The sequence below is a fragment of the Blastococcus sp. SYSU D01042 genome (genome assembly GCF_054050515.1).
On sequence record NZ_JBJGZM010000008.1, the window covers coordinates 141408 to 155423 of the forward strand.

Genomic DNA, 14016 nt, shown 5'->3' on the forward strand with positions numbered 1-14016 from the left:
TCAGACGGCGAGCCGGTAGCCGCGCTTCACCACGGTGGCGACCAGCGGCGCCCCCAGCGCCGCCCGCAGGCGCGCCACCGCCATCTCGACGGCGTGCTCGTCCCCGCCACCGGGCAGGGACCCGACCAGCTCGCTGCGCGGGACCACCGCGCCCGGCTGGCGCGCGAGCGCCCGCAGCACACCGATCGGACCGGGCGCGAGCTCCACCACCCGACCGTCGACGACGGCGGCGTCCCCGCGCACCTGCAGCGCGTGCCCGCCCACGGCCAGCACCGGGTCGCGCTCGGGCAGCCGGGCGACGACCTCGCGAGCCAGCGCGCCCAGCCGGGCCCGCTCGGGCTGCCGCGTCGGGATCCCCGCCGCCTCCAGCGGTCCGGCGGTGACCACCCCGACCGCCACGGCCAGCACCCGGTCGCGCAGCGCCGCGACCAGCTCCTCGCGGAGGCCCAGCTCGTCGGCGACCGCGAGCAGGCTGGCCGCGGCCGGGGCGCTGGTGAAGGTCACCGCGTCCACCGCACCGGCCACCACCGACCCCACCAGCCGGCGCACCGGGCCGACGTCCTCGGGCAGCACCCAGCGGTAGACCGGGACGGTCAGCACCTCGGCGCCGGTCGCGCGCAGCCCGGCGACCAGGTCGGGCAGCGGGTCCCCGTGCAGCTGGACGGCGATCCGGCGACCCCCGAGCGGACCCTCGGCGCCCGACAGCAGGTGGGCCAGGACCTCGGCCGAGGACTCCGACTCCGGTGACCAGGCGTCCACCAGCCCGCCGCCGCGGATGGCGCCCCGGGCCTTGGGCCCGCGGGCCAGGACCCGGGCCGGCCGCAGGTGCTCGACCAGCGGGAGGTCCCAGGCGTCGGCGGCCTCCAGCCAGCCGCGGAAGCCCACCCCGGTGGTCGCGACGACGAGGTCGACCGGGTGCTCGAGCACCCGCCGGGTGGCCGCCACCAGCTCCGTGTCGTCGGACAGCGGCACGATCCGGATCGCCGGCGCGTAGACGACGCGGGCCCCGCGCCGGTCCAGCAGCGCGCCCAGCTCCTCCTTGCGGCGGGCCGCGGTCACCGCCACCGTGTAGCCGGCCAGCGGGAGCTCGGCCGGCGCCGCCGGTCCCTGGTCGAGCTCGGTCACATCTGCCCCTCGGTCACGCGTCCCCCTCGGCCCGGTGCCCGCCCATGGTGCGGTCCCGGCGTTACGGGGATGTGTACGGCACGACCCCCGGAGGTGCTCCGGTGACGAGGCTCACGGCCGCTTCCAGCGGGCCAGCAGCACCGAGGCGTCGTCCTGCAGCAGCCCGCCCTGGTGCTCGAGGACGGCGGAGGTGAGCCGGCGGACCGTCTCGGCGGCCGGCTGCCCGCCGGCGATCGCGCGCCGCAGGAACTCCGCGAGCCGGGGCTCGCCGAACCAGGCCCCCGCGGCGTCGCGTGCCTCGACGATGCCGTCGGTGTAGAGCGCGAGCCAGTCGCCCGGTTCCAGCACCTCCTCCGCGACGGTGAGGCCGGAGGTGTCCAGGCCGAAGGGCACGCGGCGCCCGCCGCCGAGCTCCTTGACCAGCCGGCCGTCGCGGAGCAGCAGGGGGGCGGGGTGCCCGGCGTTGACGTAGCGCAGCCGCCCGGACCCGGTGTCCAGCTCGGCGATCACGCCGGTGACGAACGCGCTGCCGGGGAAGGTCCCGGACACCACGTCGTCGACGGTGCGGGCCTGGTCGAAGACGCTCCGGCCGTCGCGGCGGGCGCTCCGGTACGCGGCGAGGGTGGCCGCGGCCATGAGCGCCGCCTGGATGCCGTGCCCCACGGCGTCGAAGACCGCGAGGGAGACGGTCCGCTCGGACAGCGCGTAGTCGAAGGCGTCACCGCCGACGTCGTAGCTGGGCTCCAGCCGGCCGGCGAGCTCGAACGTGTCCGTCGCGGCCGTGAGCGGGGGGAGCTGCTGCCAGACGAGCTCGGCCGACGGCTTCATCTCACGGGTGCGGCGCGGGCGCTCGAGGTCGTCCCCGTAGGCCTCCATGGAGACGAGGAGGTGCCCGAGGAGCGAGGCGAGCAGCCAGCACTGCTCGCGCAGCGCGGGGTCGTGCAGGAACTCGCGGGAACCCACGCGCACCTCGAGCACACCCAGCCGGTCGGCACCGTCGAGCAGGGGCACCCAGAGGCGGGGCCGGTCGTCCCGGTCGGAGACGACCATCTGGACGGCACGGAACGCCCGGCCGGCCATCGTGCTCTCGACGCCCTGCCGGCGGCGGCCGGGAGCGCCCGGAGGGCCCAGCCGGACCAGGCAGCGCTGCTCGTGGTCGATGCGGTGCACCGTCACGTCGACGTCCAGCAGGCGGCCGGCCTCGGTGGCCAGCGCCGGCAGCCGCTCGGGCGGCACGGCGCCGGCCGCCTCCAGGAGCGTGACCAGGGCGGCCGGTGTCCCGGTGGTCGACGGCCGCTGCCGGACGGGAGCGAGGTAGGGCACCCGGTGACGGGTGAAGAGCTCGTCGAGGCGCTCGTTGACCGCGTGCGCCAGCAGGTCGTGCTGGTTCGCGGGCAGGCCCGCCAGGCCGTGCAGGTAGCCGTCGACGTCGGTGAGGTCGGCGGTACCGCCCAGGGCGAAGTAGCGCATCCACAGCTGCTCGAGCGTGAGCTCGGCGCGCCCGTAACCCGCTGCCAGGGCCGATCGCTGCACCTCTTCGGTCACGAGTGCCGCCGGCGGCCGGCGGCAGCGAGCACCTTCCGCGCGGCGTCGGCGAGGGGGACCCCCTGCTCCAGGCTGCGGGCGACCAGCATGCGCTGGGCCGCCTCCTCGTCCATCCCGTGCCGGCCGATGAGCACGCCCTTGGCCACGTTGATGAGGTCCCGGTCGCCCACCGCCCGGCGCATCCCGTCGCTGAGCCGCTCCGCGCGCTCGTGGGAGCGCACGTTCGCGACGAGCAGCGCGGCCTGGGCCGAGAACAGCGTGAGCAGCTGCCGGCTGCGGTCGTCGAAGGCGCCCGGGTGGTCGGCGTAGACCTTGATGGCACCGAGCGCGTGGTCCCCCGCGACCAGGGGCGCGCTCAGGGCCGACCCCAGCTCCAGCGGCGCGACGGCCTCGGCCCAGCGCGGCCAGCGGCGGTCGCGCCGGACGTCCTCGACCACGACCAGCTCGCGCTGCTCGGTCGCCGCCAGGCACGGGCCCTCGTCGAGCTCGTACTGCAGGCCGTCGGCCTCGCGCACCCGGTCGTCGGTCGAGCCGGCGGACGTGCGTCTGCGGGCCTCGATGATCGAGACGCCCGCCCCGCAGGAGCCGGGCACCGTCTCGTGGGCCAGCGCGCTGAGGACGCTCAGCGAGGTATCGACGGTCTCCTCGGTGAGCAGGAGGCCGGACATGCGTGCGAAGACCCCGGCCAGCTCGTCGGCCAGCGGGAGATCGGTTCGTGCGGCTCGGCTCATGGCGGCGAGACGCCCTCCTGGTCCGGATCGCGCCGTGCCGGGTGCTCGACCGGCGCGGTCCTGGGAGAGCGGTGCGCAGAACCACCCCGCGCCAAACCTGCGGCGCTCCCGGATCAGCGCCGCTCCGGGAGCGGGACGTAGCCGTCGCCGGCCCCACCGGCGGTGCCGTCGACCAGCAGGTCCGCCCGGCGGCGGGTGCCCTCGCGGGCGAACTCGACCGCCTCGGTGGCCAGCCAGCGGTGCCAGTGCGGCGCCATCGCGTCCCCGTCCCGGGCGAGGCCGCGAGCGACCCGCAGCTCGTCGGGCGCCTCCACCCAGACGCGCAGCGTCGTCCACGGGTCCAGCCGGCGGGGCGAGCTGCCGCACCCCTCGACGACCAGCACCGGCGCCGCGCGGACCGGCACAGGTTCGGGGGCGAAGCGGCCGGCTCCCCAGTCGTAGCGGTGGTACCCGCCCGCCCGGCCCGCGGCGAGCGGACCCAGGACCCCGGCCTCCAGGCGGGCGACCGCGCCGGTCAGCGTCCAGCCGGCGTAGAGGTCGTCCATGTGGACCAGCTCGGCGTCGCCCGCCAGTGCCGCGACCAGCCGGCCGGCGAACGTGGTCTTGCCCGAGCCGGCCGGGCCGTCGACGCAGACCAGCCGCGTGCGGCCCAGCAGCGGGCCGGCGCCGAGTAGGTCCGCGGCCAGCCCGGTGAAGGTCAGCGGGCGGCCAGGGTCCACGTCGGCACCGGTCCGCCGCTGCCGACGACCAGGCCGCGGCTGGCCAGCAGCCGCAGGTGGGCGTCGGTCTCGGTGACGGCGAAGATCCGCATCCGCCGCTCGTACTGCTCCCACGGCCGGGACCAGGTGAGGTGGGCGGCCAGCTGCCAGGGCGTCGAACGCGGGTGCGTCGCGATCGCGGCGAGCAGCTCCTCGAGGCGGTGCTCGTGGTGGGCGGTCAGCGAGTCGACCCGGTCGGCCAGCCCGCGGAAGCGCCACTCGTGCGCGGGCAGCACCTCGGCCGGGTCGAGGTCGCGGACGGCGGCGAGGGAGTCCAGGTAGTCGCGGAGCGGGTCCCCGGCACGGACGTTGGTCGAGATGTTCGGGCTGATGCGGGGGAGGACGTGGTCGCCGGAGAAGAGCAGGCGGGCGTCCTCCTCGGCGAAGCAGAGGTGGCCGGGGGTGTGCCCCGGGGTGTGCACGGCCCGCAGCCGCCAGCCGGGGAAGTCGGCGTGCTCGCCGTCCTCGATCAGCCGGTCCGGCACCGCCATCGTCGTCCAGGCGCCGAAGTTGTCGGCGGGGCCGACGTCGGAGACCGCCTCGGCCCGGTCCGCGCCCAGGCCGACGAGGAACTCCACCTCGGTGTCGACGGCGTGCTGCGCGCCCGAGGTGGTCAGACCCTGGACGGCGGTGGCGTCGGCGGGGTGCATGGCGATCCACGCGCCGCTGGCCTCGCGGACCCGGCCGGCCAGCCCCAGGTGGTCGAAGTGCAGGTGGGTGACCAGCGCGCCGCGGACGTCGGAGACGTCGCCGCCGACCGCGGCCAGGCCGGCGGTCAGCGCCGCCCACGCCTCGTCGCTGCCCCAGCCGGTGTCGATCAGCCCGAGCCCGCCGCCGTCGAGGGCGAAGGCGTAGATGCTGTTGTAGCGCAGCGGGTTGTGCGGGATCGGCACGGGGATCGACCACAGGTCGGCCCGCAGCTGCTCGACCGGGGGCAGCGCCCGGGCCTGCCAGGCGGCGTGCTGGGCGGTGCCGGTGATCTCCACGACCGGCACTCTGCCAGCCGTCCCCGCGGCGGCGGCTGTCACCATGGGGGCATGTCCGGGCCCACCGCCGCACCCGCCGCCGTCTCGGCCGTGCCCCGCCGCCTGCGGCTGCTGCTGGCCGTCGTGGCCGGTGTCGTGCTGGCGGTCGCGGCGGTCGTCGTGGTGACGCTGCCGTCGACGACGAACTCCGTCGTGGACTACGGCGTCGCCGACCAGGTCGCGCTCGGCGGGGTCGGGGTCCTGCTGGCCGCGGGGGTGCTGCTCCTGGGCCGCTCCCGCGTGGACGCCGACGCCTCGGGGGTGCGGGTGCGCAACCTGTTCGTCCGGCACGAGCTGCCCTGGCAGTCGGTGAAGGCGGTCCGCTTCGACCGGACGTCGGCCTGGGGCGCCCTCGCGCTGGAGAACGGGGACGAGATCTCGCTGCTGGGCCTGCAGGTGTTCGACGGCGAGCACGCGGCTCGGGCGATCGAGGGCCTGCGGGCCCTGCACGCCGCGGCCCGCGCGGAGGACCCGGCGCCCCCGCCGCGGCCGCCGCTGCTGTACGACGACTGAGGGGGAATGACGGCAGCGTCCCCGACGCTGTAGGGTGGGCGTGCCTCCCCCCGCTACATGAGGCGCGCGAACCAACCAGCGGCCCCGCCCCGGGCCGCTGATCCAAGAGGAGCCCGCTCCCACCTGATGCCGTCGAGGCACTCAGGTCCCGGATCGCGAGAACCGGTTCCGACCGGTTGTCGCGCCCCGCACGTGTCCCCGTGACGCGTGCGGTGTCCGGAGAGTGGGCCCCGTGAGCCGATGCTCACGGGGCCTTCCTGCTCTCCGGCTCCCGGGACGGGTGAGCTCCTCACAGGCAAGAGCAGAGGAGAGGCCATCACCGAGCCCCGCATCAACGACCGCATCCGCGTCCCCGAGGTCCGTCTCGTCGGACCCGAGGGCGAGCAGGTCGGCGTCGTGTCGATCGGCGAAGCGCTGCGCCTGGCCCAGGACTCGGAGCTCGATCTCGTCGAGGTCGCTCCCATGGCCCGGCCGCCGGTCGCCAAGCTGATGGACTACGGGAAGTTCAAGTACGAGTCCGCCCAGAAGGCCCGCGAGGCCCGGCGGAACCAGGCGCTCACCGTCATCAAGGAGATGCGGCTGCGCCTCAAGATCGACCCGCACGACTACGAGACCAAGAAGGGCCACGTCGAGCGCTTCCTCAAGGGCGGCGACAAGGTCAAGATCACCGTGATGTTCCGCGGCCGCGAGCAGTCGCGACCGGAGATGGGCTACCGGCTGCTCCAGCGGCTGGCCGCCGACGTCGCCGACCTCGGCGTCGTCGAGTCCAACCCGAAGCAGGACGGCCGGAACATGGTCATGGTGATCGCCCCGCACCGGAACCAGGCAGCCACCGACGCCGCGCGCCGCTCGGCGAAGGCGGAGAAGGCCTCGGCGTCCGGGACGGCGAACGACGAGCAGGCCGCGCAGGCCTGATCGGTCGCCCCGATCGACCCGCACGACCGAAGACGGCCGGTGCCGTGCGGCAGCTGCGTGCTGCCGCCGGCACCGACATCCAGACGAACAGGACGAGGGACATGCCGAAGCAGAAGACCCACAAGGGCACGGCCAAGCGCGTGCGCGTGACCGGCTCCGGGAAGCTGGTGCGCGAGCACACGAACAACCAGCACAAGTTCGAGGTCAAGTCCTCGAGCCGCAAGCGTCGCGTGAGCGGCATCGGCGTCCTGTCCCCGGCCGACGCGCCGCGGATGAAGAAGCTGCTGGGCCTCTGAGCGCCCCTTTCCACTGACCTTTAGAAAGACAGGAGCACTCACGTGGCACGCGTGAAGCGGGCGGTCAACGCCCAGAAGAAGCGCCGTACGGTCCTCGAGCAGGCCAGCGGCTACCGCGGTCAGCGGTCGCGGCTGTACCGCAAGGCCAAGGAGCAGATCCTCCACTCGGCCACCTACAACTACCGCGACCGGAAGGTCCGCAAGGGCGACTTCCGCAAGCTGTGGATCACCCGGATCAACGCCGCCGCGCGTCAGAACGACATGACCTACAACCGGTTCATGCAGGGTCTGAAGCTCGCCGGCATCGAGCTGGACCGCCGCGTCCTGGCCGAGCTGGCCGTCAACGAGCCGGCCGCCTTCGCCGCGCTCGTCGAGTCCTCCCGGGCCGCGCTCGCCGCGAACCCCGAGGCGACCGGCGCCCAGGCCGCCTGATCGACCAGCAGCACCGCCCGACGCCGTCGGTGTCCGGCCCTCCGGGGCCGGGTGCCGGCGGCGTCGGCGTCTGCGCGAGGAGGGGACGGGGATGGGCGAGCTGCTGACCGAGCGCTCGGCGCGCGTCGTCGCGGCGCGCAAGCTGACCCGCCGGACGGGCCGGAACGACGCCGGGCTCTTCCTCGCCGAGGGCCGGCAGGCGGTGGTCGAGGCGCTGGCGGATCCCGACCGCGTCCGCGAGGTGTTCGCGACCGAGGCCGCCGCGCAGGCGCACCGCGACCTGCTCGCCGGCTCCCCGGTGCCGGTACGGCTGCTCACCGACAAGGCCGCCGCCGGGCTGTCCGAGACGGTCACCCCGCAGGGGCTGCTCGCCGTCTGCGCGCTGCGCGACGTCCCGGCCGGCGAGGTCCTGGCCGCACCGCCCGCCCTCGCCGTCGCGCTGGCCGAGCTGGCCGACCCGGGCAACGCCGGCACCGTGCTGCGGACGGCGGATGCCTGCGGTGCCGGTGCCGTCGTCTTCGGCGCGGGCTCGGCCGATCCGTACGGCGGCAAGGCCGTCCGGTCCAGCGCCGGCAGCCTCTTCCACCTGGACGTCGTCCGCGGTGCGCCGCTGGAGGAGTTCCTGCCCGCCTGGCGGTCGGCGGGCGGCACCGTGCTCGCGGCCGACGGCGGGGGAGAGCTCGGCCTCGACGTCGCGGCGGCGGACGGGCGGCTCGCCGGCCCGGTGCTGTGGCTGTTCGGCAACGAGGCGCGGGGCGTGCCCGCCGAGCTGGCAGCGCTGGCCGACGCGCGGGTGCGGATCCCGATGCGCGGCCGGGCGGAGAGCCTCAACCTCTCCGCCGCCGCCGCGATCTGCCTCTACGCCACCCAGCTGGCCCAGGGCTAGATGAGCTGGGCGCGCTTCCAGAGCCGCTCGGACGGCCCGCCGATCAGGCCGACGCCGCGCAGGAAGTCCACCAGCCCGGCGGAGGCCTCGCGGAGCTTGGCCGCGTAGTGCTCGTTCTCCCGGGCGGCCGCCTTCGCCGTCTCCGGGTCGAGCCCCACGCTGGCGTACACCTCGGGCTGGACGAGGTTCTCCGCGACGATGGCGGCCACCGCTGCCACGATGGTGCGGTGCTTGCGCAGCTGCCAGGCCGAGAGCTCCGGCGTCCGGCGGGCGACCTCCTCGCGCGCGAAGCGCATGTGCCGTGCCTCCTCGACGACGTGGATCTGGCTGGTCGCCCGGGTGAGGGGCTGGACGCGCTCGTCCTTCATGAGGTCGCGCTGGAAGATGTCGAGGATCTCCTCGGCCACGAGGATCGCCGCGTAGGCGGCCGGGCCGTCGCCCTTGGCCGCGAACGCCTTGCCGAGCCGCTGGATCCTCTTCGGCGGCTGGTAGGACGGCGCACCGAAGGTCTGCGCGGTGCGGGCGAACATCACCGAGTGCCGGCACTCGTCAGCGATCTCGGTCAGCGCCCACTGCACGTGCGGCTGGGCCGGGTCGTCGCCGTAGATGTCGCGCAGGACGAGCTGCATGAGCAGACACTCGAACCAGATGCCGACGCCGGAGATGGAGCAGTACTCGTGGACCGTGAGCGTGACCCGCTGCTCCTCGGTGAGCCCGTCCCACAACGGCGTGCCGAACAGGCTGGACCACTCGGGCGACAGGCCGTAGAGGTGCTCGGGGATCGGCGCCTCCCAGTCGATGTCGACGACCGGGTCGTAGGACTTCTTGGCGGCCGAGCCGAGCAGGCGCGCGGACAGCGCCTGCCGGTCGACGGGCGCCTTGCGCGTGGCGGCGTCGTGGCCGGCGGTGCCGGAAGGCAGGGTGGCGGTCATCAGCGGTCTCCCTCGGGCGTCGAGCGGGGCTGTCCCTGAAAGGTAGCTGTTACTGTGGAACACATGCAACCCGCGCTGCACCCGGCGCCGGCCGCGCAGGAGCCGGGAGCTGGTGAGGCCGCGCCCGACGGTCGACGGTCCCGGTGGACCGAGCACCGCCGTGCCCGGCGCGAGGACCTGGTCAGCGCCGCGGTCGAGGCCGTGCGCGTGGCCGGACCCGAGTTCGCGGTGGACGACGTCGCCCGCAGCGCCGGCGTGTCCAAGACCGTCATCTACCGGTACTTCAGCGACAAGGACGAGCTGGTCGACGCCGTCCTCGGCCGCATCTCCGAGGCCATCCTGCTGCCGCGGCTGATGGGCGAGCTGGCCGCCGAGCGCCCGGACGACCGGGCGCAGCTGCGTGCGGTGATCGCCGCGTTCGTCTCGCTCATCGAGGACGAGCCCGCGCTCTACCGGTTCGCCTACGCGCACGCGGGCCGGTCCGGCCGCGCCGACCTGGTCGCCGCGACCGAGCGGGAGATCGCCGAGGCCCTGGGCGTGCTCATGGGGGAGCGGCTGAAGGCCGCGGGCCGCTCGCCCGAGCCGGCCCTCACCTGGGCCTACGGCGTCGTCGGCATGGTGCAGCTGGCCGCGCACTGGTGGTCGGCGGCCCGCACGGTCCCGGCCACCCAGCTGGTGGACCAGCTCACCGAGCTGGCCCACGGCGGGCTCGGCGCGCTCCTGCCCCCGACCCGCTGACCCCATCCCGACGAGAGGGAGCCGATGAGCGAGCACGAGGAGCCCGAGGGCTACGACGGCGAGGTCACCGTCACGGCCGACGGCCGGCCCGCCCGCAAGGTCCGCGCCGTGCTCGGCGCCCGGTTCGACCCGCTCGCCGGCTCGGTGGTGTGGTCGGGGCGCCTGGCGCTGGCGCTGCCGCCACGCACCCGCGTGCAGGTCACGACGCCGCACGGCACCGGGACCGCGGAGGCCACCGAGTCCGACCCGTGGGGCAACACCCGGATCACCGGGGTGGACCGCCCGCCCTTCCCGGTCGAGCTGCTCGACGGCGCCGCGGGGGCCTGAGCCGGCTCAGTGCCGGACGCCGGCCTCCCCGGCAGCCGCGAGCGCGAGCAGGCCGGTGACGTCGCCGGCGTCGGTCGGGCACAGCGCGGTGCCGACGCGGACGCCGAGCACGACCTGCTCGCCGGCCACCACGAACGGCGCGCCCACCGCGTCGGCCAGCGCGCCGGCGATCCGGGCGGTCTCCCGCGTGGCGACGGCCGGCGCGAGCCCCGGCACGGCGACGGCGAACCGCTGCGGGCGCAGCCGGCCCACGAGGTCGCCGTGCCGAAGCCGGCCCCGCACCCGCTGGGCGGCCGCGCGCAGGACGTCGTCGGCGGCCGGCCGCCCGAAGCGCTCGGAGACCGCGTCCAGCCCCGTCAGCTCGACGCCCAGCACGCCCAGGGCGGCGTCCCCGCTGCGCGCGGTCCAGACGGCCACCTCCAGGAGGGCCTCGGTGCGGGTCCGGCCGGGCAGGCCGGTCACCGGGTCGGTGCCGCGGAGCTGCTCCAGCCGGGCCAGGACCTCCGGCTCCGGACCGCGCGGGCGGGGGATGGTGGACACGTGGTCTCCCTGCGGATCGGGACGGGTCAGCGCTGCGGGACGAGCGCGCGCGTGGCCGTCTTCCGCGCGTACATGTCCATGTCGGCGCTGTGCAGCAGGGCGCCGAACTCCTCGCCGTCGGCCGGGTAGACGGCCACGCCGACGCTGGCGCCGACCGTGACCTCCCGCCCGGCCACGGCAGCCGGCACGCCGACGGCCGCGGACAGCTCGTCGGCGACCCGGCGGGCCTCCAGGGCGGCGGTGCCGGGGGCAAGCCCGGTGAGCGCGACGAGGAACTCGTCCCCGCCCAGCCGCGACAGCAGGTCGCCACGGCGCAGCCGGCTGCGCAGGGTCCGGGCGATGACCTGGAGCAGCTCGTCGCCGGCGGCGTGCCCGAAGTCGTCGTTGACGGCCTTGAAGCCGTCCAGGTCGACGAAGAGCAGGGCCACGGTGTCCGAGCCGCTGCGCGCGTTCCACAGCGCCGTCTCCACCTGCTCCTCCAGGCGCCGGCGGTTGGGCAGCCCGGTGAGGGGGTCGGTGTAGGCGAGCTCCTCGATGCGGCTCAGGAAGGCGCGGTTGCGGTCGCGCTCCTGCAGGAGGGCGCGCTCGGCGGCCACCCGCGCGGTGACGTCGTGCTGCACGCCGATGTACTGGACGACGGTCCCGTCGGCGTCGCGGACCGGCGCCAGGTGGATCTCGTTCCACCACGGCTCCCGGTCCGGGCCCCGGACGTTGAGCACGGTCTCCCGGCACTCCTCGCCCCGGTCGATCGCCGCCCGGATCCGGGCCACGGCCGCCGGATCGGTGTCCGGGGACTGCAGGAACCGGCAGTTGCGGCCGATCACCTCGTCGCGGGAGAGGCCGGTGAGGGCTTCGAACGCGTCGTTGACGTAGATCAGCGGCTGGTCGGGCAGTCGCATGTCGGCGATGGTGACGCCGCTGGTCGTGGCCGCCAGCGCGCTGCGCAGGAGCGCGTCGCCGTCCGGGCCGACCTGCGGCCGCCCGGACGCGACGGCGACCGGCTGCGCCGTGCGCTCCGCGACGACGGGCAGTGCGGCCTCCGTGCGCGGGACGACCCGGGTGAGCAGCGCGTGCGCCGCCCGGATGACCGTCGCGCGGTCGTATGTGAGCGCGTACTCGAAGGTGCGCTCCAGGTCCGGGCCGTCGTCGCCGAGGTCGCGGGCCAGCAGCGCGGCGCTGAAGTGCGGGCTGAGGATGACGACGTCCCACTCGCCGCGTACGGGGTCGGCCGGGTCGAGCGCGGCACCGCGGACGCCGGGCAGCGGCTCCACCGGGAGGTCCTCGCCCAGGGCGCAGACGAAGCCGGTGCGCTCCACGAGGTCGCGGTAGCGCTGGATGGTCGAGGGCGTGAAGTGCCGGGCCTCCTGGAACGTGGCGGCGACGACGCAGGTCTCGCCCAGCCGCATGGCCTCGCGCTCCAGCTGCTTGGACAGCTCGATGAGCAGCGACTTGACCGAGCGGCGCAGCGGCGCGCCGGCCGGCAGGCAGCTGAACGGTGAGATGTCGCCCTGCGCGACCTCGGGGACGCCCAGCAGGGCCAGCTCGCCGGTGGGCAGGCCGGGGACCGCTCCGGGGCCGGGGCGGCCGAACAGCCACCCCTGGCCCAGCGTCGCGCCCAGCGCCCGCGCCATGGCCAGGTGCTGCTCGGTCTCGATGCCCTCGGCGAGCACCACCGCACCGGTCCGCTCGGCGTGCGCGTTGACCGCGTTCATGATCTCCGCGACCGCGGGCCCGGGGCGGTCCTGGACCAGCCGCAGGTCCAGCTTGATGACGTCGGGGGCCAGCAGCGGCAGGAAGGCCAGCGACATGGAGTCGGCGCCCACGTCGTCGACCGCGACGCCCCAGCCCAGGCTGCGGACGCGCTCGACGGTGCGCAGCAGCTCGGCCGGACGGGCGGCCAGCGCCCGCTCGGTGATCTCCAGGACGATCCGCAGGTCGCGCGGGGCGGCGTCGGCGATGGCCAGCAGGTCGTCCAGCGGTGCGCTGTCGAGCACCTCCGGCTCCACGTTGACGAAGACGGTCAGCGGGCCCAGCAGGCCCTGCTCCACCGCGCCGCGGAAGGCGGCCGTGCGGCACAGCTGGTCCAGCTCGGCCAGCCGGCCGGCCGAGCGGGCCGCCGCGAACAGCAGGTCGGGGCGCTCCAGCGGCCCCTCCGGCCCGCGGGCGAGCGCCTCGTAGGCCACGACGCGGCCGGTGTCGAGCTCGACGATGGGCTGGAAGACGCTGCGCACGGCGCCGGGAGCCAGCGCTGCCTCGAGCGCGCTCGCGGTGTGCTCCGGGGAGAGGTCCACGTGCTCCCATCGGCCGGCCGGGCGCGCCGGGTGAGCCCGGAGGCGGCGTCTGCTCCGATGGGGGGAGATCAGGCGGGCAGCGTGATGAGCACGATCGCGGCGGCGGCCGACAGCAGGCCGGCCACCTGGGCCCCGACCAGCCGCTCGCGCAGCACGACCTGGGCGAGCACCACCGTGCTCACCGGGTACAGCGAGGCCAGCACGCCGGTGACGGCCAGCGGGCCGTCGGCCTGGGTGGCGAGCAGGAACAGCGCGTTGGCCGCATGTCACCGACCCCGGAGACGGCGACCAGCGGCAGCGCCGGGCGGCTCACGCCGACGGGCTGCCGGAGGGCGAGGGCGACGACCACGACCAGGGTGACCGAGGCGACCCGGGCGGCCACCAGCGGTGTGAGCCCCGCGTCCGCCGACGTCCGGTCCAGCGCCACGAAGAAGAGCCCGAACATCGTGCCGGCGAGCAGCGCGGGGCCAGCGCCGCCGGCCGCGCCGCGCGCAGCGCCGCCAGGCCGCCCTCGGCCGATACCAGGACGACCGCCACCAGGGCCAGGGCGATGCCGGCCGCCGCCCAGGGGCCGATGGTCTCGCCGCCGAGCAGCCCGACCAGCACCGGGACGGCCGCCGCCGTGACCGCGGTGACCGGGGCGACGACGCTCATCACGCCGCCGGCGAGCGTGCGGAAGAAGACGACCAGGCCGACCGAGCCCGCGAGCCCCGCCGCCGCACCCCAGGCGAGGTCGGCCGAGGACACCGGGCCGCCGAGCCAGGGCAGCAGTGCGAGCAGGGCGGCCAGCCCGATGAGCTGCGAGGCGGCGACCACCGCGTAGACCGAGGCCCGCCGGCTGGCCAGCCCGCCCAGGAAGTCCGACGCGCCGTAGACGACGGCCGAGGACAGGGCCAGCACCACCGCCACGTCGACCTCCGGGTCCCAGCCCCGCACCGTGCGGGGCCGGCTGCCGTTCTAGC

The 14016-nt window shown here is 75.8% G+C and carries 17 protein-coding genes; 7 read left to right on the plus strand and 10 right to left on the minus strand.

The window, feature by feature from the left end; all coding sequences use genetic code 11:
• The 5 genes from ACI79H_RS15580 to ACI79H_RS15600 all read right to left on the minus strand — a co-directional run bounded on the left by ACI79H_RS15580 (position 1) and on the right by ACI79H_RS15600 (position 5145).
• Positions 1-1125 carry a uroporphyrinogen-III synthase gene (locus ACI79H_RS15580; protein ID WP_456555317.1) on the minus strand — a complete coding sequence of 375 codons (1125 nt, stop codon included), beginning with the start codon at positions 1123-1125 and terminating at the stop codon, positions 1-3.
• Positions 1126-1236: 111 nt separating this feature from the next.
• Entirely contained in the window at positions 1237-2670 is a 1434-nt protein-coding gene (locus ACI79H_RS15585; RefSeq protein ID WP_456555318.1) for a PP2C family protein-serine/threonine phosphatase, read from the minus strand.
• Entirely contained in the window at positions 2667-3401 is a 735-nt protein-coding gene (locus ACI79H_RS15590; RefSeq protein ID WP_456555319.1) for a GAF domain-containing protein, read from the minus strand. Before ACI79H_RS15590 ends, ACI79H_RS15585 begins: the two co-directional genes overlap by 4 nt.
• Positions 3402-3514: 113 nt before the next feature.
• Positions 3515-4120 carry a uridine kinase family protein gene (locus tag ACI79H_RS15595; protein WP_456555320.1) on the minus strand — a complete coding sequence of 202 codons (606 nt, stop codon included), beginning with the start codon at positions 4118-4120 and terminating at the stop codon, positions 3515-3517.
• Positions 4099-5145, minus strand: a complete 1047-nt coding sequence (locus ACI79H_RS15600; protein WP_456555321.1) for an MBL fold metallo-hydrolase — start codon at positions 5143-5145, stop codon at positions 4099-4101. The genes ACI79H_RS15595 and ACI79H_RS15600 overlap by 22 nt, the downstream gene beginning before the upstream one ends.
• A 51-nt stretch (positions 5146-5196) precedes the next feature.
• Here ACI79H_RS15600 and ACI79H_RS15605 point away from each other — a divergent pair, with 51 nt between their 5' ends.
• The 5 genes from ACI79H_RS15605 (at position 5197) to ACI79H_RS15625 (ending at position 8226) form a co-directional block, all read left to right on the plus strand.
• Complete coding sequence (locus tag ACI79H_RS15605) at positions 5197-5697, plus strand: PH domain-containing protein (protein ID WP_456555322.1); 501 nt, start codon at positions 5197-5199, stop codon at positions 5695-5697.
• 240 nt (positions 5698-5937) lie between these two features.
• Positions 5938-6612 carry a translation initiation factor IF-3 gene (gene infC / locus ACI79H_RS15610; RefSeq protein WP_456555323.1) on the plus strand — a complete coding sequence of 225 codons (675 nt, stop codon included), beginning with the start codon at positions 5938-5940 and terminating at the stop codon, positions 6610-6612.
• 101 nt (positions 6613-6713) lie between these two features.
• Entirely contained in the window at positions 6714-6908 is a 195-nt protein-coding gene (gene rpmI, locus ACI79H_RS15615; RefSeq protein ID WP_040336545.1) for a 50S ribosomal protein L35, read from the plus strand.
• Positions 6909-6950: 42 nt separating this feature from the next.
• A complete protein-coding gene (gene rplT, locus ACI79H_RS15620) occupies positions 6951-7340 on the plus strand; it encodes a 50S ribosomal protein L20 (protein WP_456555324.1) in 390 nt (129 codons plus the stop codon).
• Between the two features lie 91 nt (positions 7341-7431).
• Positions 7432-8226 (plus strand): TrmH family RNA methyltransferase, encoded by a 795-nt coding sequence (locus ACI79H_RS15625; RefSeq protein ID WP_456555325.1) that lies wholly within the window; start codon positions 7432-7434, stop codon positions 8224-8226.
• Here ACI79H_RS15625 and ACI79H_RS15630 read toward each other — a convergent pair.
• Complete coding sequence (locus ACI79H_RS15630) at positions 8223-9158, minus strand: AurF N-oxygenase family protein (RefSeq protein WP_456555326.1); 936 nt, start codon at positions 9156-9158, stop codon at positions 8223-8225. The two genes, ACI79H_RS15625 and ACI79H_RS15630, sit on opposite strands and share 4 nt — an antisense overlap.
• 63 nt (positions 9159-9221) lie before the next feature.
• On the opposite strand from ACI79H_RS15630, the gene ACI79H_RS15635 reads away from it, so the two are divergent.
• Both ACI79H_RS15635 and ACI79H_RS15640 read left to right on the plus strand, forming a co-directional pair.
• A complete protein-coding gene (locus tag ACI79H_RS15635) occupies positions 9222-9896 on the plus strand; it encodes a TetR/AcrR family transcriptional regulator (RefSeq protein ID WP_456555327.1) in 675 nt (224 codons plus the stop codon).
• A gap of 24 nt (positions 9897-9920) precedes the next feature.
• On the plus strand, positions 9921-10223 hold the full coding sequence (locus ACI79H_RS15640) for a DUF4873 domain-containing protein (protein WP_456555328.1): 303 nt from the start codon (positions 9921-9923) through the stop codon (positions 10221-10223).
• Positions 10224-10229: 6 nt separating this feature from the next.
• On the opposite strand, the gene ACI79H_RS15645 is transcribed toward ACI79H_RS15640, so the two are convergent.
• From ACI79H_RS15645 to ACI79H_RS15660, 4 genes are all read right to left on the minus strand, one after another.
• The gene (locus tag ACI79H_RS15645) at positions 10230-10763 is read right to left on the minus strand and encodes a GGDEF domain-containing protein (RefSeq protein WP_456555329.1); all 534 of its coding nucleotides are present in this window, start codon (positions 10761-10763) and stop codon (positions 10230-10232) included.
• Between the two features lie 26 nt (positions 10764-10789).
• Positions 10790-13054 carry a diguanylate cyclase domain-containing protein gene (locus ACI79H_RS15650; protein ID WP_456555330.1) on the minus strand — a complete coding sequence of 755 codons (2265 nt, stop codon included), beginning with the start codon at positions 13052-13054 and terminating at the stop codon, positions 10790-10792.
• Positions 13055-13122: 68 nt separating this feature from the next.
• The gene (locus tag ACI79H_RS15655; protein WP_456555331.1) at positions 13123-13257 is read right to left on the minus strand and encodes a hypothetical protein; all 135 of its coding nucleotides are present in this window, start codon (positions 13255-13257) and stop codon (positions 13123-13125) included.
• A 106-nt stretch (positions 13258-13363) separates the two neighbouring features.
• Positions 13364-13963 (minus strand): EamA family transporter, encoded by a 600-nt coding sequence (locus ACI79H_RS15660; protein WP_456555332.1) that lies wholly within the window; start codon positions 13961-13963, stop codon positions 13364-13366.
• Between the last annotated feature and the right edge of the window lie 53 nt (positions 13964-14016).

What these genes read in the sequence shown, in the direction of transcription:
- ACI79H_RS15590 (WP_456555319.1), bottom strand. Translation starts at nt 3,401, where the DNA reads ATGAGCCGAGCCGCACGAACCGATCTCCCGCTGGCCGACGAGCTGGCC.
- ACI79H_RS15605 (WP_456555322.1), top strand. Translation starts at nt 5,197, where the DNA reads ATGTCCGGGCCCACCGCCGCACCCGCCGCCGTCTCGGCCGTGCCCCGC.
- infC (WP_456555323.1), top strand. Translation starts at nt 5,938, where the DNA reads ATGCTCACGGGGCCTTCCTGCTCTCCGGCTCCCGGGACGGGTGAGCTC.
- rpmI (WP_040336545.1), top strand. Translation starts at nt 6,714, where the DNA reads ATGCCGAAGCAGAAGACCCACAAGGGCACGGCCAAGCGCGTGCGCGTG.
- ACI79H_RS15625 (WP_456555325.1), top strand. Translation starts at nt 7,432, where the DNA reads ATGGGCGAGCTGCTGACCGAGCGCTCGGCGCGCGTCGTCGCGGCGCGC.
- ACI79H_RS15630 (WP_456555326.1), bottom strand. Translation starts at nt 9,158, where the DNA reads ATGACCGCCACCCTGCCTTCCGGCACCGCCGGCCACGACGCCGCCACG.
- ACI79H_RS15635 (WP_456555327.1), top strand. Translation starts at nt 9,222, where the DNA reads ATGCAACCCGCGCTGCACCCGGCGCCGGCCGCGCAGGAGCCGGGAGCT.
- ACI79H_RS15640 (WP_456555328.1), top strand. Translation starts at nt 9,921, where the DNA reads ATGAGCGAGCACGAGGAGCCCGAGGGCTACGACGGCGAGGTCACCGTC.